16 protein-coding genes and 1 pseudogene are annotated in these 24008 nt (G+C 43.6%); 10 read left to right on the top strand and 7 right to left on the bottom strand.

Annotated features, from left to right (window positions below):
- The first annotated feature begins 577 nt into the window (after positions 1–577).
- Both KAI37_RS13150 and KAI37_RS13145 read left to right on the top strand, forming a co-directional pair.
- Positions 578–1384: an HAD-IIB family hydrolase gene (locus KAI37_RS13150; RefSeq protein ID WP_071641018.1), complete on the top strand. Its 807-nt coding sequence runs from the start codon at positions 578–580 to the stop codon at positions 1382–1384.
- Between the two features lie 60 nt (positions 1385–1444).
- Complete coding sequence (locus tag KAI37_RS13145; protein ID WP_220029571.1) at positions 1445–2347, top strand: ROK family protein; 903 nt, start codon at positions 1445–1447, stop codon at positions 2345–2347.
- A 248-nt stretch (positions 2348–2595) separates the two neighbouring features.
- On the opposite strand, the gene KAI37_RS13140 is transcribed toward KAI37_RS13145, so the two are convergent.
- From KAI37_RS13140 to KAI37_RS13120, 5 genes are all read right to left on the bottom strand, one after another.
- Entirely contained in the window at positions 2596–4557 is a 1962-nt protein-coding gene (locus tag KAI37_RS13140; protein ID WP_076293639.1) for an endonuclease MutS2, read from the bottom strand.
- 1179 nt (positions 4558–5736) lie between these two features.
- Entirely contained in the window at positions 5737–7125 is a 1389-nt protein-coding gene (locus tag KAI37_RS13135) for a sigma-54 interaction domain-containing protein (protein ID WP_076293640.1), read from the bottom strand.
- 190 nt (positions 7126–7315) lie between these two features.
- The gene (locus tag KAI37_RS13130) at positions 7316–8275 is read right to left on the bottom strand and encodes a DUF561 domain-containing protein (protein WP_023988901.1); all 960 of its coding nucleotides are present in this window, start codon (positions 8273–8275) and stop codon (positions 7316–7318) included.
- Between the two features lie 83 nt (positions 8276–8358).
- Positions 8359–9603: an L-lactate MFS transporter gene (locus tag KAI37_RS13125; protein ID WP_220029570.1), complete on the bottom strand. Its 1245-nt coding sequence runs from the start codon at positions 9601–9603 to the stop codon at positions 8359–8361.
- Positions 9604–9720: 117 nt separating this feature from the next.
- Positions 9721–11328 (bottom strand): acyl CoA:acetate/3-ketoacid CoA transferase, encoded by a 1608-nt coding sequence (locus KAI37_RS13120; protein ID WP_220029569.1) that lies wholly within the window; start codon positions 11326–11328, stop codon positions 9721–9723.
- Positions 11329–12161: 833 nt separating this feature from the next.
- Here KAI37_RS13120 and KAI37_RS13115 point away from each other — a divergent pair.
- The 5 genes and pseudogenes from KAI37_RS13115 to KAI37_RS26370 form a co-directional block, all read left to right on the top strand.
- Positions 12162–12458, top strand: coding sequence for a PTS sugar transporter subunit IIB (locus tag KAI37_RS13115; RefSeq protein ID WP_023988898.1), 297 nt, complete (start codon positions 12162–12164; stop codon positions 12456–12458).
- A gap of 1033 nt (positions 12459–13491) precedes the next feature.
- Entirely contained in the window at positions 13492–14166 is a 675-nt protein-coding gene (locus tag KAI37_RS13110) for a response regulator transcription factor (RefSeq protein WP_028541655.1), read from the top strand.
- Positions 14163–15530, top strand: coding sequence for a sensor histidine kinase (locus tag KAI37_RS13105; RefSeq protein WP_071641010.1), 1368 nt, complete (start codon positions 14163–14165; stop codon positions 15528–15530). Before KAI37_RS13110 ends, KAI37_RS13105 begins: the two co-directional genes overlap by 4 nt.
- 227 nt (positions 15531–15757) lie before the next feature.
- Positions 15758–16720 carry an alpha/beta fold hydrolase gene (locus KAI37_RS13100; RefSeq protein ID WP_420538177.1) on the top strand — a complete coding sequence of 321 codons (963 nt, stop codon included), beginning with the start codon at positions 15758–15760 and terminating at the stop codon, positions 16718–16720.
- Positions 16721–16752: 32 nt separating this feature from the next.
- Positions 16753–16956: pseudogene (locus KAI37_RS26370) on the top strand (ABC transporter ATP-binding protein); the annotation flags it as partial.
- A 133-nt stretch (positions 16957–17089) separates the two neighbouring features.
- Here the strand turns inward: KAI37_RS26370 and KAI37_RS13095 are convergent.
- The gene (locus KAI37_RS13095) at positions 17090–18307 is read right to left on the bottom strand and encodes an MFS transporter (RefSeq protein WP_220029568.1); all 1218 of its coding nucleotides are present in this window, start codon (positions 18305–18307) and stop codon (positions 17090–17092) included.
- A gap of 390 nt (positions 18308–18697) precedes the next feature.
- Here KAI37_RS13095 and KAI37_RS13090 point away from each other — a divergent pair, with 390 nt between their 5' ends.
- On the top strand, positions 18698–19801 hold the full coding sequence (locus KAI37_RS13090) for a DUF3900 domain-containing protein (protein ID WP_071641004.1): 1104 nt from the start codon (positions 18698–18700) through the stop codon (positions 19799–19801).
- Positions 19802–19919: 118 nt separating this feature from the next.
- Here the strand turns inward: KAI37_RS13090 and KAI37_RS13085 are convergent, their stop codons facing one another.
- Positions 19920–20849: an L-lactate dehydrogenase gene (locus tag KAI37_RS13085; protein WP_013310450.1), complete on the bottom strand. Its 930-nt coding sequence runs from the start codon at positions 20847–20849 to the stop codon at positions 19920–19922.
- Between the two features lie 232 nt (positions 20850–21081).
- On the opposite strand from KAI37_RS13085, the gene bcaP reads away from it, so the two are divergent.
- Together bcaP and KAI37_RS13075 are read left to right on the top strand one after the other, a co-directional pair.
- A complete protein-coding gene (gene bcaP / locus KAI37_RS13080) occupies positions 21082–22473 on the top strand; it encodes a branched-chain amino acid transporter BcaP (RefSeq protein ID WP_220029567.1) in 1392 nt (463 codons plus the stop codon).
- A 163-nt stretch (positions 22474–22636) separates the two neighbouring features.
- On the top strand, positions 22637–23887 hold the full coding sequence (locus tag KAI37_RS13075) for a WD40/YVTN/BNR-like repeat-containing protein (RefSeq protein ID WP_071641000.1): 1251 nt from the start codon (positions 22637–22639) through the stop codon (positions 23885–23887).
- The last annotated feature ends 121 nt before the right edge of the window (positions 23888–24008 follow it).

The raw sequence follows: 24008 nt of genomic DNA, 5'->3' as shown, positions 1-24008 counted from the left end.
GAAAGGAGTTAAGAATTACAGGAGGACTCATTTTGTTGCTTCCTTTTTATGCTGTTCAGTTCAGAACAAGTGAATCGTACATTGAACAAGAGAACTTTGAACGGTTAACCCAAGATTATATCTTAAATCATAAACACCCATGACAAAAATGTGTTTTTCTATAAATTATCACTTGACCTGAAACGCGTTTCATCAGCTAAAGTAAACGTGTAACCTAAAAGAGAAAGCGAGGGCACTCTATGATCTCACTGATTTTACTTTGCTCAGTTATATGGGTTGGTACTTATTGGTGCTTAGCATTATCCGGGCAGCCTAAGGAAGTAAAACCTTACCGCTCCATTGATGATTTTTTCGAATAACTTTGTATGTCCACTTAATAAAGATACTTTTTTTACTTACTTTATTAATATGTTTAATTAAATGGTTTAATAAGTGTACAGGGGATGTAATGCACCTATTAAATGAATGTTTGAAGATTTTAAAAGAGATTTTGATGTTGATCCATGGAAAGAAAATGAAAAGCCGTAAATTAAACTTGACTAATAAAGATCTTTATACATTAAGGGAGGATTTATATATGTTTAAACTGGTAGTAAGTGATCTGGATGGTACTTTTCTGAATAATAGTAGCACTTTCGATGTGGAATTATTTAATCAGGTGTATGGAGAAATGCAAGAAAATAATATTTCCTTTGTAGCCTGTACAGGCAAGCAGTGTGAAAGAGTAGAAGAATTATTTGGAGAGCACGGAAAAGGGATCTGGATCTTAGGGGACAGTGCTACGCGGATTAAAAAGGATGGAGTCGTCGTCAAAGAGTTTACAATTGAACGCAATTTAGCATTACAAGCGATAAGAGATATCGAAAGTTTTTCCAATGATTTCATTATCATAGCATGTACAACGGAAGCAGCATTTGTTCATTCTCATATTCAAGACGAATACTATAAAATTGTGAAAGGCTCGTATAAAGAAGTGATTAAGATTGATTCATTTGATCAAATCAACAGTAGCTTTCTTAAAATAACTGTATATGATCCAGCTGGAGGAAGTTCCTTATTAAGAAAACATGTTGAAAAGACTCTAATGGATCAAATTTATATCGTTGATTCTGAAGCAAATTGGCTGGATATTACAGCACTTCATACCCATAAAGGGGAGACGGTAAGAAAACTCCAAGAGATATTGGGGGTTACTGAGGATGAGACCCTGTCTTTTGGAGATGGTGAAAATGATGTGGAACTTATGAGTATAGCAAAATATAGTTTTGCTATGAAAAACGCATGTGAGAATACTAAAAATGCAGCCAGTTTTATCACTAAATCCAATGAAGAAAACGGTGTCTTATTAACGATAAAAAAAATGATGGATTTACAAAAGCAATAATATTAATTATCGTTATGGAGAGAAGACCCCAAATTGCCTCATGAAAGGACTATACGTAGCATGAAAAATAAAATACTGGTTTTTGATATTGGTGGCTCTTTTATTAAATTTAGTTTGTATTTTCAAGGTGAATTTATGTGCAAGGGGAAAGTAAAAACTCCATTGGACTCACTTGAGAATCTGCTTGTAGCTTTGAAGCAAATTCATAATCAGTTTATGGATGAATGTGAAGGTATAGCCGTCAGCATGCCAGGTATTGTGAATTCGGAAAGCGGTCACATGGTGCATGGCGGTTCATTAAGATATATAAATGATATAAATATGCTTGACGTTTTTAAGAAAGCGTTTCAAAAGCCTGTAGCGATTGAAAATGATGGAAAGTGTGCTGCTCTTGGAGAAGCATGGCGTGGTTCATTACAAGGGATTACCGATGGTGTCGTTCTGGTCGTTGGAACAGGGATGGGCGGTGGAATCATCTCTCAAGGGAAATTGCTGAAGGGCCATCATTTGTCAGCTGGAGAGTTCTCCTTCATTAGAACGAACAACGAAAATGCAGACAATGATGATTATCTGCTTGGTATGCAAGGGAGTAGTTTTGTTTTAACTAAAACCGTTGCGAAAGCCAAAGACCTTCCTGCAGATTCTATGACAGGTGAAAAGATATTCAAGTTCATAGAAGAAGCTGATGACACGGTCCAAACGATTTTTCGAGAATACTGTAGGAACATCGCAACACAAATCATTAATTTGCAATCCATACTTGATCCTGAAAAGTTTGTAATTGGGGGAGGCATATCTGAAAATCCTTTACTGGTTATTACCATTAGGGAAGAGCTAGAAAAGCTTTATAAGGATTCTTTCTATAATTTTGTGCGTGCAGATATTGAACAAAGTAGATTAGGCAATGAAGCGAATTTGCAAGGTGCTATATATAACTACAAACAATCCTATCATCTTGAATGATAACTAAAGTTATATTTCGATGAGTGCGGGATTGAGTATTATAAACCGAGTTTAACATGAACTTTGGATGTCTGATTTATCTTGTCCCTTCCTAGTAAGGAATCAATAAGTTTACATAATATATATTATGTTTTTTATTGTGGTAAAATCTGCAAGTGGATCACTCTTATCAAGTGTCTGCTTGCAGATTCAAGTTTCACTGACCATATAAAAATAACTTATTTTATATTGAGAATATACACATGCGTCTATATTTCATTTTCCGGGGGAGATTCAATCATCACTCCTTCGACATGCTTGCGTCCCAGCAATTTTCGTTTTTTGCGGTTTTCCTTGTTTTCTAAAACAATATCCAGATCATAGTCGTCAGGATACAGTTCAGTAGCAGCGATGTGAAGGACGAGCCTCTTTTTGTTTATGGTTAGCTTCTGTCCTTGGATTAAAATCCCGACATTCCCCCGTTCATCCTCGGTTTTGTATACAATTCCAGTTCGATCAAGGTAGCCTACATAAACACTATCACCAAGGGCAAATGGCTTGGTTTTGAGAGGAATTTCTTGTTTCCCCCGTTTTGTGACTGTACCGTCTAAAGCCGCTTTTTTAGGGAGAGGCTTATTTGCATCATCAGACTTTTCATCATCTACAGAAGGGGGAATAACAAACGATTCCTGTGTTTTCCGAGACGCTCTGCCTGCAGAAATGGCCTCAGAACGCTCGATAATACGTGTCCACATGCCCAGCTTCAAGGCAATTGCATATGCATAGCTTTCTCCGGCCTCTCCAATGCGAAGTCGGTACAATGGTTGCAGCGTTTCGGTATCAAACTCCATACGAGCATTCTGAAATCCCGGTGTGTTTTCAGCAAAATGCTTGATTTCGCTAAAGTGCGTTGTAGCCACTACTGTCGCTCGGCGACGATGGAATTCTTCTAGCAACGCGATAGAAAGGCCAACTCCCTCTCCTGGATCGGTGCCGGATGCCATTTCATCAATCAGAATCAGAGTAGAGTTGCCTGTTGTTTCTAAAATGCTAATCATGTTGCGGATGTGTGCAGAAAAGGTGCTCAAAGCATGTTCAATGCTTTGTCCATCCCCTATGTCAACCACAATTTCCTCGAATACTGCCATTCGGCTGCCATGCAAAACAGGTACCAGTAGCCCAGATTGCACCATTAATGTTAATAGACCGACGCTTTTGAGGGCCATCGTTTTTCCGCCTGTGTTCGGTCCGGTGATGATGAGTGAGGAATATCCTTCACCAATTGAGAAATCAAGCGGCACCATGGTATTGGACATCAACGGGTGACGTGCACCTCGGATGTCTATAATCCCGTCAAGGTTAAGTTCGACAGGGACAGCATCCAGAGTCATGGCGTATTTGGCTTTTGCCAATAAAAAATCCAGTACACCTACCGTCTCTGTATTGATGCTTAGTTCTCGGTTGTATGACTCAGCCATTGCCGTCAGGTCTCCCAGCACTTTCATTTCTTCTTTTGATTCTTCTGCCATGTTCGCGCTCTGATCGAATTGCAGATTCGTGATCTCGGCAGGTTCAACGTAAACCGTTTGACCACTTCCTGATTCATCCAGTACACTTCCTTTCACTTGTTTACGGAATTCTTTTTTGATTGGAAGCACGTAACGGCCATTGCGCTGACTAATCATATTTTCCTGCATAATGGATCGGTGCTGGCTGGCGAGAGAGTCAAGTTTTCTCTTGATACGTTCTTCAGTAACCGCAATTTTTTTGCGAATTTTAGCTAGTTCTTTACTGGCCATATCCGTCACACGTCCCGAATGAATACATCTTTCGATTTCGGATAGAAGTGGCTCCATGCTATACATGGAAGATGCATAAGCGCTGACGGTTGGAGCAGCGTCCGCCTTGGAATGCATATATTTTATGAGTTGAATGCAGCTTCTAATGAATTGGGCCATATGAGAAAAATCGCGCTCGCTGAACATATACCCGGTCCCGAGCAGATGAAGAATGTGCTCCATTCCTTCCAACGAAGGAACAGGGACGCTTGCTCCGTGGCGAATGATCTGTAAGGCTTCGTTGGTTTCGTCAAGACGAATCTTAATTGTACGGATATCAGCAATTGGCCGCATAGAAGCAGCGTGACGCTTACCCAGGTAAGAAAAAGCACATTCGGAAACTCTTGTTTTAATTTGATCATATTCCAAACGCAGCATTGTAGTTTCGTTCATGAATAAATCGCTCCTTTAGTTGTGTAGTGTCAGGATTTTGGAAACCTTGCTGTTAAAATTAAAAAGGGCGGAGAATGAACAAAACGTTCATTCTCCGCCCTTAAGGAAAGAGGGAATTTACCATCAAATAAGCCTGTTATACAGCTTTTGTAGTTCCGAGTTCCGTGTTTCCAAACATTCACACAACAGCTCTTTGCTAAGCTATTTGGATCGAATGGAAGACGTTTAAAGGGAAGTTACAAAATCTGAAAACAAAAAAACCGCGCTGAACACAGCACGGAATAGGGCCTGGATGAAGATAATCCCGAAGGCGATTTATGATATCCGCATGTTCTTAACTAATATCAGGGTAACAACACGGCAACAAACAAACCTGTCCCCGAAGGGTACAAGCGCCTGATGATACTCCCTGAATATGCAATTGCTTAGTTAAGAACGTTCACCGACATCAAAATCTCTCCCTTAATTGAAGATATAACCATACTATACGATTGGACAGGCATTGAAGTCAAGGTCGACTTCTTTAATTCGATACAATGGTGATCATAAAAATAACATAATATATATTATCCTGAATTTCGAAAGCCCGTAAGATCAAAGAAGCCAGAGACTCACCGCTCAAAAAACCTGTAAGAATCAGGGTGTATTAACAGGGGGGATATTCCAAAACGGCTTACCGGCACGTAGATTCCCCCTCCCCAGGAGACAGGGCATCTACATTTCCATGTGAAATTTTAGGAGCGCTCATTCCAATAGGTCGATTCGATATTCCATCTGTTTCCAGATGTGGCGATTGGCGAATGCCTTCGCCAGTTTGAGTACGATGCTTCGACTATGACTCACCAGGATGACCGCAAAGTGGAAGAATTCCAGACGTAAAATTATTAATCTTTATTAAAAGAAGCACTTCAAACTGCCCCATGAAAGGACTACATGTAGCATGAAAAACAAGATATTAAATTAGGCAGTGAAGCCAATTTGCTAGGCGCTATATATAACTACAAGCAAACAATGATCTTGAAGTATGACATTCATTTTATTTTGACGGGTGCATAATTGAGAAAAATAAACCGTTACAAAAAAGCGTGCCTTTAACCCGAGACACGCTTTTTTGTATGAAAGCCACTAGTATAGGTGACTTCTATGAAGGATAGGCCCTGTGTGCTCTGTACTTCGTAGTTAAACCTTCAGCTTTGCAAGAATGTCCTCCATCTTCTTCAGCTTACGATAAACAGCGGAGCGATCAATTCCTAGCTGTCTGGCTGCTTCGGCACTATTGCCACCACAGACCTGCAGCATCTGCTGAATGTATCGTCCCTCGGTTAACGCCGTATATTCCTTCAGCCCGCTTAGTTGACTGCGATTGGCCTGAATGAAATGGTCCAATGTGAACCAGTCTGTAACTTGTTCGACCGGCTGCTGCTGGCGCAGCACGGTCTGATCAGTTACGTTCAATCGTTCGATGTAATTACGAAGCTCACGCGCATTCCCATGCCATGGCTCGGCTAGCATTCTTTGAAATTCGTCCGCTGGCAATACATACTTTTTATCATATACCTTATTGAAATGAGCAATAAAGCTGGAAATCAGTCCGACAAGATCCAGTCTGCGACTACGTAGCGGCGGGATATGGATCGGAATGACATTGATTCGATAGTACAAGTCCTCGCGAAACAATCCTTTTTTCACCATACTCCATAGATCACGATTGGTAGCAAATATCATCCGGCATTGAATGAGAATGGCTTCGGTGCTCCCCACACGCCGGAATTCACCACGCTCAAGCACATCAAGCAGTTTGGCCTGTATTTCCAGTGGAAGCTCGGCGACCTCATCAAAGAACAAAACGCCTCCTCTGGCCACCTCGAACAAGCCTTGCTTCTCGTCCATTAAGCCGGGCATAGCCCCCTGAACATATCCGAACAGCTCATATTCGAATAATGCGGCTGGAATAGCGGCACTATTAATCGGAATGAAAGGTCCGTTCCACTTTGCGCTCTGGCGGTGAATGTATTTGGCAATTACTGATTTGCCTGTCCCTGATTCGCCCAAAATCAGTACTTTGCTATCGTAAGAAGCGATCTGGTCACACACCTGAATAATTTGCTTCATCGCCAGGCTCTCAGCAATGATCCCGTTATTCTTAAGTACAGAGGCTGAAGTGACTGAACGTTTGCTGTTCTCATACCCATGTGGCAGCGTAGGGGCAGCTATGATGGATAATCCACCTTTATAGTTGTTAGTACTGGTAACAACGAGCTGCACCTCATCTGTACTATCAAGTATTGGAAGAGCAGTGGACTTGAGCTTAAAGCCACGTACAGTGTTGATATACTGGGTTACCTTTTGTTTGGACTGTATTGCTTTCATTGTTATTGATTCCTTGTAGTAGCCGGCTTTCACCAGGTCCTGTACATTGTAGCGCAACAGCTCCTCCAACGGAATGCCGATAGTCAAGGCAGTGAATTCATTGGAGATTAAAATATTACCTTTGGAATCGGTGACAAACAGTGGGGCAGGGGACTGATCGCTCTCATCGGTGGAACGTTTATCTATACGTCGGGTCATGATCGATCAACTCACTTTTGGATTATCGAGGCTATGCTGAAATGATTGTTTCATTTTTATTATATCTGCTTTACGCTACGAACAACAGAGGTTACCCAGATAAAAATTAGCACGCAAATCTAATCAAAAAACGGACCGTTTCCTATTAAATATGGATATGGTCCGTTTTTTTCTTTGTTTACAAGTTATATTATACTGATGCTATCTGCTCACCGGTAATCTGTGTCTGTCCAAGACGATTTAGCAGTGCCTGCGCTTCGCTGAACATTGTCGTAATCATCTGCTCAACTGTCGTAATCTCGTCGCACAGGCCGCATATTTGTCCTGCCATGACCGAACCGCGATCTGTATCACCTTCGAAGACGGCTTTGCGCAGGGAGCCAAGGCTGATCTTCTCCAATTCGTCACGGGAGGCATGCTCTTGCTCCAGCTTGAGGTATTCGGCGATCATGCTGTTCTTGATGCTGCGGACGGGTCCACCGATGCTGCGTCCAGTAACCGTAGTGCTGGTATCGTCGGCGTCAATGACGGCTTGCTTGAAATTGTCATGCGTCGGGCATTCGACGGTGGTGAGGAAGCGCGTTCCGACCTGAACTCCCTGTGCGCCGAGTGCAAAGGCTGCTGCAATTCCGCGTCCATCGGCAATGCCGCCTGCGGCAACGACAGGGATGGATACGTTGCTAACAACCTGTGGAACGAGTGCCATGGTGGTTGTTTCACCGACATGGCCGCCAGCTTCTGTACCTTCGGCCACGAGGGCATGCACGCCGATAGCCTCCATTTTTTTGGCAATCTTGACGGAAGGGATGACGGCGATCACCTTAATGCCATGCTCCTTGAAGATTGGCATATACGGAGCTGGTGTGCCCGCGCCCGTCGTAACAATGTTGACTTTTTCCTCGACGATAACCTCGATCAATTCGGGAATATTATGCATCATCAGCATCAGATTTACGGCAAACGGCTTGTTGGTGGCTGCGCGAACCTTGCGAATTTCTTCACGAAGTACCTCAGCCGACATGCCGCCAGAGCCAATAATGCCCAGCCCGCCAGCATTGGATACAGCACTTACGAGTGGTTCACGGGCAATTTGGGCCATAGCACCTTGGAAAATAGGGTACTGGATACCGAGCAGTTCTGTAATATTCATGGTTAGTTCCTCCAATATAAATTTATAGGTTGTACTATACTTAATACTAAAAATAGTGATTTGCTAATATAGCAACGGATTGATCAAACGGTTTCAACAGCAGCTGGTGCAGGGTTCTTACTATTTTCCAAGGCCTTATACAGGAATGTCAGCGCGAATCCGACCAAGGCAATAACGAGCGCAATGTAAAAGGCGTTGGTGAATATGCCGTTATTGGCGGCAGCTACCGAGTTCGCAATTCGCGGTCCAAAGAATGCGGCACCGGAATAGCCGATAAAGGTTATTCCGTAGTTGACACCATAGTATTTCATGCCAAATTTCTGTCCGACGATTGAAGGGAAGACGCCCATCGTACCACCAAAGCACAGGCCGATGCCAATAATGGCAATAGAAAATCCAACTATGGAGCCGGATAATGCAAGTGTCAGCATCATGGTGGCAATGACCAGATAGATCATCATCAGACAACGCAGATGGCCAATCTTGTCTGATATGGCTCCCCAGAAAATGCGTCCCAGACAGTTGCTAAGCGAATAAAGACTCACGAACAAGGCTGCTATACTGGCCGATAGACCGAACATCGTCTGGCCAATGACGGAAGCATTGGATGTAACCATCATGCCAGATAAAGCGCCGATCAGGAACAGGCAAGCAATGACGTAGAACAGGGGTTGCTTGATCATCTGCCGCCAGTTCAAATTCACGGCAACCGGACGTAAACCTGACGTCTGCGGTGGTGTCCAACCAGAAGGGATATATCCTGCCGGACAAGCTTGAGTAAATAGCCCACCTGCCAAAATGACGATCAGAAAGGAGGTGCCAAGGATCATCATAGTGGTCTGAACTCCTGAGTGGGTAATCATCGCGTTTGCAAGTGGGGCAATGATTACTGTTCCACCGCCATAACCTGCGGTCACGATTCCAGCCGCGAGTCCGCGTTTGTCTGGGAAGAACTTGATAGTGTTACCGATTGTTGCCGCATAGACGACACCTTGTCCAAGACCAGAAATGATGCCATACGTCAGATATAGCATCCAAGGTGCAGTCGCAAGGCCAGTCAAGATGAAGCCAAGTCCAAACATGGTACCGCCAATGAAGATGGCAATTCTGGCACCTCCCCGGTCTACGAGCTTTCCGCCAAGAATCGCCGGAATCGGTGCAATTGCGCCGTTAATCGTAAAGGCCATCATAATTTCAGGCATGCTCACTGCAAGCATTTTACTCAGTGGCATTGCAAAAATGCTGAAGGCGTAAATGGAGCCGACGCAAATATTGATCAGGGTCGCGGCGATTAGAATGCGCCAGCGATTCAGTTGTACATTTTCCATTTCGTGTTGGTCCTTTCATATGCAGGATCAGTGCGCGTGGGATGAAGCATTACTCCGCAATTCCATAATTCGTGTCTGGTAGTCCGTTTGACAGCTACCGGTATCTCCTGAGCTGTACTATACAGTAGTCAAAGCGTCAGCCTCATGCTTCGCTTGCTCGCTACCCTTGATCGTAATCACGTCATGCAGCTTACCCCAATGTTCACAGAACATGCCGGTGTCCATTTCCTTCAGTTCTGGTGAGATGACAGGCATGAAGTCCATCTGATCGAGAATCTGGGTCTGCAAATCAATACCAGGCGCGATCTCTGTCAGTGTCATTTTTCCATCTTGCAGCTGGAATACCGCACGTTCCGTCACATAGACGACCCGCTGCTTGACCTTGGTCGCATAAGAGCCACTGAAGGTAATTTGCTGGACCTCCTTCAGGAATTTCTTAGTTTTACCCTCCTGTACAATCCGAAGCTTGCCGTCCTCAACAGCAATTTGCAGGCCTCCTGCTGTGAAAGTTCCGGCAAAGACGAGCTTTTTGGCTGATTGAGAAATGTTGATAAAGCCGCCACAGCCCGTAACACGGGTACCGAACTTGCTGACATTCACATTCCCGGATTCGTCGGTCTGAGCCAGCCCTAGCACGGATAGATCAATACCACCGCCGTCATAAAAGTCGAACTGGGACACATGATCTACGATGGCCTCAGAGTTGTATGCATGCCCAAAATCCTTGATGCCTGCTGGTACGCCGCCGACTGAGCCTGCTTCGGTTGTCAGAATCAATTGGTCACTGACGCCTTCCTCTGCCGCAACCGTAGCCACACATACCGGAATACCCACGCCAAGATTCAGAACGGTATTTGGTACTAGCTCAGCTGCGGAACGACGGGAGATAATTTTACGCTCGTCGAGCGGAATTACTTCCATGGCGTCCATCGGTACCTTTACATGTCCTGCAAAGGCAGGGCTGTATTGTGTGTTTTCAGTCTGGAAATGATTTTGCGGTTCGGAGATAATTAGATGATCGATCAGAATGCCTGGCACTCTAACATCCTTTGGATGCAGGGTCCCGTTCTTGGCCACAGTCTCTACCTGAGCAATTACGATACCGCCAGAATTGCGCACTGCCTGAGCAATCTGTAGAACCTCCATATGCAGGCCTTCCTTTTCCAGCGTCAAATTCCCGTTCTCGTCAGCTATGGTACCGCGGATCAATGCGACCTGAATCGGGAAGCTCTTATAGAACAGCCATTCTTCGCCTTCCAGTTCAATCAGCTTGACGATCTCCTCCGTTGTGCAGGCTGACATTTTGCCGCCTTCCACACGAGGGTCGACGAAGGTCTCCATGCCTATCTTGGTAATGACACCTGGGCGCTTGGCTGCAATTTCACGGAACAGCTGTGTGATTACGCCTTGCGGCAAATTGTAGGCTTCACATTTATTGTCTTCAATTAATTTAGCCATAGCAGGCGAAGCAAGGGCGATCCCGCCGATCCAGCGTTTGATCAGACCTTCATGGCCTAGATGGCTCATTCCCTTGGTCCGGCGGTCGCCGACCGCACTGGCATGAACAACTGTTAGGTTGCGAGGATGACCAGATTCCAAGAATCGTTCTTCGATGGCGATACCCATCTCCTCGGCCCAACAGGAGAGCCCAAAGCCGCTTGCGGCAATGGTGACTCCATCCGGGATAAGTGCTGCTGCTTCACTCGCTGAAATGATTTTGGACATAGAGTGCTCACTCCTTCAATAAAATGGATTGAAATCATATGGATATAAGTACATAGATTAGAAGTTCACATTACGTGCGGGCAAGCTGCCGAGTGTCATGTGCAAGCTAATTGCCGTCATCACGGAATAAGTAGAATAATAGAAAAGCGGATATTCTGTTTATTGTGTGAAAACATTCACTTTCACTCCGGAATGAATTGTGAATATTTTCACTTGAATCATAATGCGTGTTTTTTTTCTCGTCAACCGGGGGCCAACGACTCGGGATAGAGGTGAGGAAGTGTAGCAAAATTGCGAATATGATGAGGGGTGAAAGGTAAGAAAAGCATGCAAATAAGGAAGAAAAATTGTTTATGGCAAGGGGCCTGAGCATAATAGAGCCTTGGAACACGGGATATAAAAGGAACGATGTCTTGTTTCAATAAGAAGAATCAAGGGGAGCCGAGGGAAAGTCTGGGGAAGTTATTATGCGTTAGCAAAAATGCAACACTTTCTTGATCTTGTGAGAATGGACGATGGGCAGAGGAGCCATTAAACCTTGAGGGTACTGGGGATATTCAGCAAGTAAGCACTATGTAAGTCCAATACATAACAATTCATATACCCAGGGCGAAGGGAGAATTCTGCATGAACAGTTTAAGGAGTTCATAAATAATGAAAAAAAATTATGTTGTCTGTCGAGGTAGATTTTTTCGCAATTTTGCTACGATATACTTTTTCGGAAATGGAAATACTTGACTGTAGAAACTTGGCATTACTTAGCTATCACAGTCCGTCCCGAGCTAAGAGCTACGTTTCGAGCCCTGTCCTCGAAGGAAGCAAACGCCTGATAAATGAAAAAGATATTGCTGGCTTGCGCAGGAGGATTTTCTACAAGTATGCTGGTGGAGAGAATGAAAGAGGCGGCTCGTGCACAAAATGTGGAAATTGTAATCGAAGCTTGTAGTGAGAGTAGCATAAGAGAGCATATGCCGGTCAATATTGTTATGCTGGGCCCCCAAATGGGACACGCGGAAGATGACGTGAAGAAAGAAGTGGGCAACGAGATTCCAGTCACTGTAATCAATATGATGAATTATGGAATGATGAATGGAGCGAATGTGCTGAAAACAGCGCTGGATATGATTTAAATCGCCAACTTTATAAAGCGTTATCATTCCTCACATTTAAACCTTTAAGACTACTTATAAGCAGTCTTAAAGGTTTTTTATTTCTGTATCCATAAGTTATGTTCAAGCATCCATATTTTGAAAATTCGATAAATTAAACAACAGAGATTAGATATTGATATGTTAAAACTACAGAATAGAAAATTAATCTCGCAATAAATATTATGTTAACTTAGTAGCGAATGGATGTTATTATCTTTTGGATGAGAATGATAATCATTATAATTGTAATCATGAATGGAACTCGTATGCACTACGAATCCAGATAAGGGAGGAAGCGATAACAAGATGAAGATACATAATTCTCCGTCTACATTTAATGATTACTATAACCATATAACCATATAGCCGATTCAAACCTTATAAACGATGAAAATGATCTCACTCAATCGGCATTGAAACATGAACATATTTTATCATATACCCGAATAGTGGGGAAGCGGTGTGCCTCGTACACATTTTTTTACGTAAAGGTTTCGAGCTTTCACACAGTAAAATGCTATTTCATGATCCAGTCCAGATTACAAGAAGGTTCGGTACGCCTTATTTAGAGCTAGCGCTGAACATCGACTATTCAGCCGCCTGTTCCGTGGATGGCTTTCATTCAGAGCATAGGTTATCTCCATATCTACGACATGGTTCGATTCTCTTGAAGGTGTTTTGATTTGTCTCACGTTATGGGGTCAGTCTCATCCCCATTAATGCTAGTAGGGTGTTTTTCATTAACAGGAGTGTCCTTATGACAAATGATGAGCATTCCCGGTTTCAAGAAGCAAAAAAAGTACAACCGAGGCAGGGATTTAAGACGTCCTGCAGTGCCCGCCCTTTGGGTATTGGTAAATCAGGACAACAGGGCCATGATGAGGGCTCTGAGGCCTGCGGAAACCAGGAGGAATAACACTGTAAAATTATAGGAAGAATAGGAGCGATTCAATTTTATCTATAGTATAATGGTTACTTCAATATGGGATGAAAACAGGGAAAGAGGAAACGAATGCCTACTATACTGGTTGCTGACGACGATGCGAACATTCGCGAACTCGTCTGTTTATTTCTACGCAACGACGGATTCGTAACAGCCGAAGCCGCAGACGGTAAGGAAGCACTGACCGTCTACGCTACAAGGCATATCGATCTTGTCGTGCTCGATATTATGATGCCGATAATGGATGGTTGGACGTTATGCAAGGAGCTCAGAAGAGCCAATCCTGATCTTCCCTTACTTATGCTGACTGCGAGAGGCGAAACATGGGAGAAAGTGAAAGGTTTCGAACTTGGAACAGATGATTATTTGACGAAACCGTTTGATCCACTAGAATTGACAGTTCGGGTCAGAGCACTGCTGAAACGCTATCGGATTGGCACCACGCAGACGATCCAGTTCGGCAACGTCATCCTTGATCGGCAGACCTATAAGGTGATGAGAGGGACGGAGTCGCTCACGTTGCCGCTCAAGGAGTTCGAATTGCTGTATAAGCTCGCTGGAACACCTGGACAAGTGTATACGCGCGAGCAGTTGATCGATCAAATTTGGGGGATCGATTATACTGGAGATGATCGAACGATAGACGTACATATTAAACGCCTGCGCGAACGGTTCGCGACTACACCCGATTTTCGTATCGAGACGGTGCGTGGGCTTGGCTACCGGCTTGAGGTTTACGAATGATCAGATCCTTATATACACGTGTTGTCCTGACATTTCTGGTCTCCGTCCTAGCGGGGACGATCATTGCTTTTTTTATAACATTTTGGGTGTTTGAAGAGAAATTGAACGAAAATTTGCAAACCACCTTATTTAACTTTGGTCAGGACATTGTCCGGGTTTACGAAACCATTCCGTTACGTGAAGCGGACTTATTTGTAAGTGGAATGAAACAACTCGATTCCTATTATATTCGAATTTTCGATGAAACGGGGCAGTTCCAGTCTTACGGAACGCTTAACGGACAAAATCCTGTTACTGTGACGATGGATCAAGTAAGGAAAGTATTGGATGGAGAAGTTGTTCAAGTTAATCCGAGTGGTGTTTCAACGAACCTCTTGGGACTGAGGTTGAAAACGGAAATGGGAATGAGAGCGATGTTTGTGGAGCCTCTTATGTATCCTTCCGCCTCTTTTGCCCAAAAATGGTTATTTACTTTTTTGACCTATTCATTGGTAACAGGAAGCCTATTGATTTTGGTTGCTTCTATATTCCTAGTTAGACCGATCAAAAAGCTAACAAAAGCGACCAGACGTGTAGCAGTTGGAGATTTCAACGTCAAGCTGAATATTAAGCAAAAGGGTGAGCTAGGTACTTTGGCTCGCAGCTTTGAAGAAATGATGCATGATCTACAGCAACTTGAGCAGATGCGTAGGGAGTTCGTCACGAATGTGTCGCATGAAGTTCAGTCGCCGCTCACCTCGATATCCGGTTATGCTATAGCACTCAAGCAAGTAGACATAGCAGATAACGAGCGAAGCCGTTATCTCGATATCATTATCGCGGAAGCAGATCGGATGTCCAAGATGAGCGATAGCCTGCTAAAGCTGAGTTTGCTTGAATCGCAGTCACAGCAGATGCGGCAGGTCACGTTCAGCCTTGATGAACAGATCAGACGAGTCATCGTCGCGTTCCAGCCGCAATGGTCGGCTCGCAACATCCGTTTCGAGCTCAATTTGAAGACCGTTCGCCTATTGGCGGATCAAGATCAATTAAACCAGGTATGGACGAACATACTCGGTAATAGCATCAAATTTTCCAAGGATGGTGGCGTTATTAACGTCAGCATCAAGCAAGATATCAAAAGCGTAACAGTTCGAATATCCGATACGGGCATTGGTATTTCCCTTGAGGACCAGAAGCGTATATTCGAGCGGTTTTTTAAAGCTGATCGTTCCCACAGTCGCAAATATGGCGGTAGCGGTATGGGACTCGCCATCGTTAAACAGATCGTATCGCTTCATCAAGGCGACATTCGAGTGGAAAGTGAACCCGGCCAAGGAACGACCGTCATTGTCACCTTGCCAATCACAACGCCACCAGATTAGTTAGATTCATAGGGTATCATTCGGATGAACTAAACCGCCTTTTCATGATACAGCATTATGCGCAGCTTCCTTGGACAACGTAGCATTTTTTGCTTGTTCATACTCCGTTCATATTGTCGTCATAGGGAGTACATCTTCTTTCGTTAAGCTTTCATTAGCGGCTCGTTAAGGTAGCCCAACAAACAGAATGGGGACAGGAGAAGTTGAGCGTGAAACGAAGAGAGGTAATGAAAATGAGGAATGGAACGAGAACAAATAAAGTACGAAGCGTTTTGCTTAAAATAATAGGAACAATAATTATAGCAATCGTGCTTTTTCTAGCCGTTGTCTATACAGTTAATATTATCAGCAGCAAATCAGAGCAAGGAAAAATACAATCCTATGGTCAGTTCGTACCTGTAGATGGGAAAAAAATGAATGTTTTGATTCAAGGAAAAGGCGAAGAGACCGTCGTGTTACTACCAGGTTATGGAACAGCAGCACCAGCACTTGATTTTAAACCGCTAGTAGAAGAGCTATCTCCATTTTACAAAGTCGTCGTTATTGAGCCTTTTGGTTATGGATTAAGTGATCTAACCGAAAAGGAACGAAACACAGAGAATATTGTAAGTGAAATTCATGAAGCTTTACAGAGTCTTAAAATTGACCGATATATTTTAATGGGTCATTCCATTGCAGGCATTTACGGACTGGATTATGTGAACAAATATGAAAACGAAGTGAGTGCTTTTGTCGGGATTGATAGCAGTGTTCCAACACAAGGTGGTATGGATGCTGAATTACCAATAAAAACGTTTAAATTTCTCAAAAAATCAGGTTTAGCCAGATTGGTGATGAAACTAACTGGTGACCCATATGCTGGACTACCCTATGATGATGAAACAAAAGAACAAATGAGAATTCTTTCTCTCAAAAACATGTATAATTCCAGCACCTCAAACGAAATGGAAAATATTTATCCTAATTTTAAAGCAGCTAAAAATTTAACATTCCCAAAAAATCTGCCTCTTATTTTCTTTATACAAACGAATAATACAGATGTGGAAAGATGGATACCACTACATGAAGAGCAAGTCAAAGATTCTGTTCATGGAAAAGTAACGACACTTGAAGGAGAACATTATTTACACCATACCAAATCAAAGGAAATCGTTGAAAACTTCAGGAACTTTATGAAAGAAATAAAATAAGTGCACTGAAAAAGATACCTTCCTATTGATGACAACAGGCAGGGGAGCGTATCGTCCAATTGCTGAACGAGCCAGTGATGCCGGGTGACCAGCTGCCTTCTTAAAGACACGACATTAAGCTGAGGCGCATAAGCTTTGGGTATGGTGACCAGCCTATACTGCGGGATGTGAGCATGTTTATGCCATTCCGTTCTTTCACAGCGCTTATAGAGCCTTCTGGTAGCGGAAAAAGTACGGCCTGTATGCACGAATGTGGAAAAGACAGCATGAAGGAAGAGAGTCATAATCTGTATGAAATCATGATACAACATTAAGAAACCCGCCCCCGGAGGAAGCCATATCATATCCCAGGGGCGGTTTCTTGTGCTGTTATTTAGAATCATCGGCTATGACAGCTTGTACGGGCTGCCTGTCACGAAGCAATGGTAACAATAGCATTGCTCCGACCAAAAACAAGCCGGCGCTCACCGTATATACAGTGTTCAGGGAGGATTCGTGTTTGAGTGTTCCCCCGATACTCATACCGACGACCATCATCCCGGAGAACAGGGGAGAGAGGGCACCACCGACGCGACCGATAAAAGCAGCTTCGGCGTTTTTCATCATCATTGTGTTGATACCGATATGAATGCAAGGATAAAATAGGCCACTGAAAACTTGTAGTGCCATGGTGAGCACAATATTGTGCGACCATCCGACTCCAAAGGTTGTCAGTGTGCTGACCAAAAGTCCGGCCACCAGCAGCAATTGCGGCTGTACTTTTTTGGCAACCCCCATAATCAGGCCGCCTCCCACCAGCATAGCCGCTCCGTTCGCCATTAACGGCCATTGCAGGAATTCCTTGTTTTGTCCAAGGTTCTCGATGGCGACAAAAACCATTAATGGTTGAATAAGTCCAACCGCCAGCCCGATTACGGTAAATGTTCCCCCAAGCGTGCGAAGTGTGCGGTTATTCCATACATAACGTATTCCTTCTTTAAGCTCTTGAATGAAATGAGTTGGTTGATTATCTATCTCAAGCGCTTGTTCATCTTGTGGAATACGAGTCAGAACAAGCGCCGAGATGAGAAACAATATTCCGGTTATAGACATTGAAGTGAAAATTCCAAAGTGTTGATAAATAAATGTGCCGATAACAGGGCCGATAACCATAAATAATGCCATGAGAGATTGAAAAAGGGCCATCACTCCCTGTAGCTGTTCTGGTGCTACATGCTGCTTAAATATCTTCATCGCAGACGGCTGAGAAAATTGAGATAGAATGGCTGAAAAGAAAGTGGACAGCAAAAGCACCTGCCATGACCCGTACCATAACGCTAACAAGACAATAAAAATAGAAGCCGCGGATAGCAAATCGCAACTAATCATGGTCCGTTTGGGTCGCCAACGGTCCGCGAATGTTCCTCCAATGATAGCGAACAAAAAAATAGGCATGAATTCAGCAACCGAAATGAGCGATACGTATACGGGATCATTATTAGTCAAATCTGTTACATACAACAGTATGGCAAAGTTGCGCACCCAAATGCCCAAATTTAGCAGCGCATTGGAAGCGATAATGGTCCTTATATATGGATTTTTAAACAACAACAAACTCTCCTTTCCTGTTTTCAGGGCGCAACCCCCTTGAAATATCATTTTATATAAACAAAATATATTTTTGTCTATATAATAATAGATAATATAATAAATCAACTACTGATTAGTCAAATGTTTTTTGAAATCATGAAGAAAGTAGAGCATGGAAAATAAAGAGGTCAATGATCCTTAAGGACGTGAATTAGAATAGTGGTAAAAGTACTCACTTTAAACTTGTGAATTGGGAATGATATCTAAATAAAAAAAACGATCAACATAATAAATATTATGTTAACTAAAATGTTTATCTAGTAATAGGGATCTGAATCCGATGTACCTTTTAAAATCATAGTGATATAATTACGCGTACATGCCTGAAAAGGAGCGAATGGAACGTAAATGAACTTTCAAGTGGATTTTTTATCTTTTTTTGTAATTCAGGTAGATGGAAAAGAAGGACAGGGTGGTAAGTCCTATAAGCATTACGCTACAATGGACGATTACGATTATGACGAAAGCGATGTTAAAAAATTTCTGGACGGGGAATTTGCTCGTATTAGCAAGCGGAAGGTTGAAAAAAACCCCAGCACAGAGCAGGCACCGACCAAAATCGGCCGCTTTATCGTCGAACCGGAGCATGAATTGAGCAGTAATCCGAATTTCAATATGTTCGCCCGACTGCGGGCAGCAGAGGATAAGGAAGATTTTAAAAATGCTTGTGACGATCTGGTGCGGATGTATCTGGATACGAGCGCAGTACGCGGCGGAGCGCTGATCATTGTACAGGCTACCTTGAATACACACTCGGATGATCCGTTTATTTTTGTGCTTAAATGTGATTTCGAACCTAAAATTGCCAGAATTACTGAAAGCAGTCTGGTGAGTGAGGTCGAAATGGCTATTTCTGCCCGTAATATGAAATCCATCATGTATCCTTACATGCTTGAGGAAGGGATGAACGATGAGTGGGAGCTTAAAATTCACCAGTCTTCGCATGCCCGGTATTTTGAAGATTTTTTGAAATTCGTGACCTATGAGCAGTCCATGCCGGAAATCGTCAATGAGCATGTCATGGGCTTCGTTCAGAACTATGTAGAAACCAAATGGCCGGATGCATCTAATGAGGAAAGACAGCAGGAAGAGCGCGATCTGGAATTGTGGGCGGCTAGCGAAAAACGGGATCTGCAAGGGAAATGGGAACCCCTTCAGGTTGTAGAGGCTGCACAGCATATTGTCGAGCTGAAACCAGAAATTGAAGTTCGTTTCAAACTAGATGATACGGCCGTGCGTGGGCTACTGTCCGACTTTGGCGCCAAACTGCATATCACGAAACTTCATGATAGATATGCACTTATTATTGAAGGTGATGCATTTACGTTTGAAAAGGGATTTTCACCGATTGAGTTGCTCCAACCTGAATCGTTTGAAACGGTGGCTGAGCGGCTAAAAGAGAAACGCCAGCATGAACATGAGGATGTGGATGGCGATACGCCACCTTGGTAATTCGATTGCATAGCAGGACGACAAACTGAACTTTTACATTATAATGACTAAAAAACTGGCCTCTCAACGGAAATTACCGCTGTGGAGGCCAGTTTTGTTTAGTTTTTACGTTCGCAATCTACATATGAACTTTGCTAATTTGATCTTTCAGCTTGTCCGCAGATTGAAGCAACCTTGCACGCTCCTCGTCATTGAGCGGAAGATCCAAAATTTCACGTACCCCATTGTGATCTACAATACTTGGAACACCTAAATATACGTCAGATACTCCGTTATAATCTTCCAGCAAGGTGGACACATTAAGTACAGACCCCTCGTCCCCGAGAATGGCGGCTACGATTCGGTCGAGAGCCAGCCCGATAGCATAAGAAGTTGCGCCTTTAGCATCTATAATTTCATAGGCAGCATTCTTGGTATTTTCAAAAATTTCATTTTTCGTTTCTTCACCCAGTTCCAGTGGAGTTCCAGCTACGTTGGCTGTGCTCCATACAGGTAACTCGGAGTCACCGTGTTCTCCAATAATATGGGCGTGGATGCTTCGTGGATCGATGCCCTTTTGCTTCCCGATCAGATAGCGAAAGCGTGCGCTGTCCAGCAACGTTCCTGATCCAATGACTCTGCTTGAAGGCCAACCACTGCGTTTCCAAGAGATGTAGGAGAGGATGTCCACTGGATTGGTTGCGATCAGCAAAATGCCGTGTGTATTGACCTTGACGATATTATCAATAATACTTTCAAAAATTTCGGCATTACGCTTCAGCAAATCAATGCGCGTTTCTCCCGGCTTTTGTGAAGCCCCTGCTGTAACAATAATGATATCTGCATCACGGCAGTCTTCATAATCACCTGCCCACACTTTGACACCCCCGAGAAAGGGAAGCCCATGATTCATATCGAGCATTTCCCCCTTCGCCTTTTTGACGTTGACATCAATAAAGACAAGTTCTGACATGCGTTGGCGCAGCAGTAGGGTATAGCCGGTTGTTGTACCAACCGCTCCCATGCCGACAATGGCCACTCTACTTCGTTTGTAAGGTTTTAAGCTCATAAAATCCTCATCTCCTTCTCGGGTTGTATACCTTTTCATTTTGGGCTATTTCTTAAAAATTTATCTTTCCAACTTAGTGTACCGTATATATTTACCCACCGCAAAGAATTATGACATTTTTCCTTGACTTCAAAGGCGAGCTCGCTAATAATTAATCGAATGATAAGAACACGCACTAAAGCGTTGCAGCACCGATATTGACGCATGAAATTATGGAAAGAGGATTCGGCATATGGACTTATTTCGAAAAAAAACAGGACTGCTCCCGCATGAGGAAAGCGGATCTACAGGTCACTTAAAGAGAACAATGGGTGCCTTTGATCTCACCATGCTAGGTGTAGGATGTATTATCGGTACCGGGATTTTTGTTATTACTGGCAAGGCAGCAGCAGAAAATGCAGGTCCTGGATTGATGCTCTCCTTTGTTATTGCAGGTATTGCCTGCGTACTAGCAGCCTTGTGCTATGCGGAGCTTTCATCTACAGTTCCCGCAGCTGGGAGCGCTTATGCGTATAGTTATATTGTATTTGGAGAAATTTTGGCCTGGGTCCTGGGGTGGGACCTGATTCTGGAATATGGAGTGGCGGCCGCTTCTGTGAGTAGTGGATGGTCTGCTTACTTCCAAGGCTTGCTGGCTGGATTTGATGTACATTTACCGCTGGCTTTAACCGCAGCCTTCGATTCAACCAAGGGAACCATTATTGATCTACCAGCCGTGTGTATCATTATGCTCATCACATTGTTACTGAGTCTCGGAGCCAAGGAGACGGTCCGATTCAATTTAATAATGGTTTGTGTTAAAGTCGGAGTTGTATTGCTATTTATTGGGATCGGTATTTTTTATGTTAAGCCTGACAACTGGACACCATTTTTGCCTTATGGTTTTTCTGGTGTTTTGAGTGCTGCGGCAATCGTATTTTTTGCTTATCTGGGTTTTGATGCCATCTCAACTGCAGCCGAAGAAGTTCGCAATCCGCAGCGGAATATGCCCATCGGCATTATTTCCTCACTAGCGATCTGCACGGTACTGTATATTGCGGTTTCAGTTGTACTAACAGGAATGGTACCTTATACGCAGTTGGGGGTAAGTGATCCTGTTGCGTTTGCTCTCCGCTTTATTCATCAGGATTTTGTAGCCGGATTGATTTCAGTCGGTGCGATTGCGGGGATGACCACCGTTTTACTGGTGCTGTTGTTTGGTCAAACGCGGTTAATTTTCTCTATGTCACGCGATGGCCTTTTACCCGTTTTTTTATCTAAAATAAATATCAAAACTCAAACACCGATACGAAGCACTTGGCTGGTGGGCAGCATTATCGCATTGGCTAGTGGATTGTTCCCATTACATGCACTGACCAATTTGACGAGTATTGGAACCCTGTTCGCTTTTGCTGTGGTATCGGTAGGGGTTATCGTGCTGCGCAAGAAACGCCCTGATTTGAAAAGAGGCTTTACCGTGCCGTGGGTGCCGTTGCTCCCGCTTTTAAGTGCTTTGGTGTGCATCGGTCTGATGCTTCAGCTTCATATTAGCACCTGGATTGGATTCATTGTGTGGCTCCTGCTTGGATTGCTGATCTATTTCTTCTATGGATACCACAAAAGTTTGTTGAACCGTAAATCTTAATAAATTCTAGTTTAAAAAAGCCGGCATCCTACACTTTTGTGAAGGGTCCGGTTTTTTTTGTCATTACGCGAAAAGTGTCACATAGAGGCGTTTATGGTATAATTCTGTTTCAGATAAGCTTTTGGCACGTGATTACAGCATGCCATCGAGGGAGGATTTTTATATGAAACTGCGCTGGCGTGCGCTCTTGGGGGGAGTACTGCTGCTGACGGGCATTCTACTGACTGCCTGTTCTGCTGAAGCCCCAGAAACGTTAACTAAACCTCCGATTGAGGAACCTGATGACCAGGGTCAGACGATTACTATTAATCCACCAGTGACTCCAAAGGTGGGCGATCCCAACGCCAAATATGTAGTTCAGACGCGAATAGCGGATTTTCATTTAATTGATAACAATAAAGGGTTAGTTTGGGGAGTTACCCATAATGAGCTCCGGCTTTATGATACTCATGATGGCGGAAAGACATGGAATAATATTTCTCCCTCCGAAAACGTTCAATTTCAAGACAAGCTTGAATATGGAAAGGACATCAGTTTCACTGATTCTCGTCACGGTTGGGTTGTCCGTCAAAATTTGGACAAAACAGCAACCGTCATTCTGAGAACAGCAGATGGAGGACAGAGCTGGGATGTTTCAGCGCTTCCAAGCGGGGATCATGTGAGCTCGATTCAATATGTAAATCCAACTACTGGCTGGATCATGGCATATGTAAAACTGAATGAGCAGGATGAACAAAAACTGTTGTATCACACCACTGACGGGGGAGCCACGTGGAATAAAGTTGCGCAAAGTTCTGATATGACATCCAACAAAACAGGCTCAGGTTTACCCGATCGGGGCAGTCTAGCGGGAATGAGCTTTTCTTCCAACAATCAGGGTTTTGTAGCGATCAATCTGGATAGCAGTGTTAAGTTATACAAGACTTCGAATCAAGGGAAAACCTGGACTCCGGTAGCTAACAGAATACAGGGCTGCCCTCAGGCCAAAGCAGAAGCTCAGCAGTCTCTGAAAGGGAGCAGTTCCTCGTATTGGATTCCGGTTCTTTGCTATGGGGCTAACGGCACAAAATATAATGGACTGTTTACAAATGATACAGGGGCCCAATGGAGCGGTGTGCCTTTGGGTCTGAGTAGCAGCATTAATTCTATTATCCCTGGCCGTACGTTTCTAAACGAAAAGGAAGGGTGGATCATAACTGAAACCGGAATGAGCCATACATTGGATGGGGGGAAGACGTGGACAAGCCTCACAGGCAACAAAATACTACCTTTGAAGCTAAAAGACTACCCACGATCGGTCAAGCTCCGTTTCGCTTCTTCTTCGGTGGGTTGGCTCCTTTTGGAACGCCTTGATGACAAGAAGTCACTGCTGCTGAAAACGACGGACGGCGGTGCGAACTGGAGAATTTTATAATCGCTATAAAGCTGATTGCCCTGGGTGTTTTTCCCAGGGCGTTTTATTTTTAAAAAATTTAAATTTTATACGACTATATGTGAAAAAAATCACAAACTAACGAATAAGCCGCTGTTATACT

Origin of the sequence: Paenibacillus sp. S25, assembly GCF_019454085.1 — a bacterium.
Taxonomy (GTDB): Bacteria; Bacillota; Bacilli; order Paenibacillales; family Paenibacillaceae; genus Paenibacillus; species Paenibacillus polymyxa_B.
This window is presented reverse-complemented; position numbering and strand designations above follow the sequence as displayed.

Coding starts and splice junctions, on each gene's coding strand:
- KAI37_RS13085 (WP_013310450.1), bottom strand. CDS start 20,849: ATGAGCTTAAAACCTTACAAACGAAGTAGAGTGGCCATTGTCGGCATG.
- KAI37_RS13120 (WP_220029569.1), bottom strand. CDS start 11,328: ATGTCCAAAATCATTTCAGCGAGTGAAGCAGCAGCACTTATCCCGGAT.
- KAI37_RS13075 (WP_071641000.1), top strand. CDS start 22,637: ATGAAACTGCGCTGGCGTGCGCTCTTGGGGGGAGTACTGCTGCTGACG.
- KAI37_RS13105 (WP_071641010.1), top strand. CDS start 14,163: ATGATCAGATCCTTATATACACGTGTTGTCCTGACATTTCTGGTCTCC.
- KAI37_RS13100 (WP_420538177.1), top strand. CDS start 15,758: ATGAAAATGAGGAATGGAACGAGAACAAATAAAGTACGAAGCGTTTTG.
- KAI37_RS13110 (WP_028541655.1), top strand. CDS start 13,492: ATGCCTACTATACTGGTTGCTGACGACGATGCGAACATTCGCGAACTC.
- KAI37_RS13130 (WP_023988901.1), bottom strand. CDS start 8,275: ATGAATATTACAGAACTGCTCGGTATCCAGTACCCTATTTTCCAAGGT.
- KAI37_RS13090 (WP_071641004.1), top strand. CDS start 18,698: ATGAACTTTCAAGTGGATTTTTTATCTTTTTTTGTAATTCAGGTAGAT.
- KAI37_RS13125 (WP_220029570.1), bottom strand. CDS start 9,603: ATGGAAAATGTACAACTGAATCGCTGGCGCATTCTAATCGCCGCGACC.
- KAI37_RS13135 (WP_076293640.1), bottom strand. CDS start 7,125: ATGACCCGACGTATAGATAAACGTTCCACCGATGAGAGCGATCAGTCC.
- KAI37_RS13140 (WP_076293639.1), bottom strand. CDS start 4,557: ATGAACGAAACTACAATGCTGCGTTTGGAATATGATCAAATTAAAACA.
- KAI37_RS13145 (WP_220029571.1), top strand. CDS start 1,445: ATGAAAAATAAAATACTGGTTTTTGATATTGGTGGCTCTTTTATTAAA.
- KAI37_RS13150 (WP_071641018.1), top strand. CDS start 578: ATGTTTAAACTGGTAGTAAGTGATCTGGATGGTACTTTTCTGAATAAT.
- KAI37_RS13115 (WP_023988898.1), top strand. CDS start 12,162: ATGAAAAAGATATTGCTGGCTTGCGCAGGAGGATTTTCTACAAGTATG.
- bcaP (WP_220029567.1), top strand. CDS start 21,082: ATGGACTTATTTCGAAAAAAAACAGGACTGCTCCCGCATGAGGAAAGC.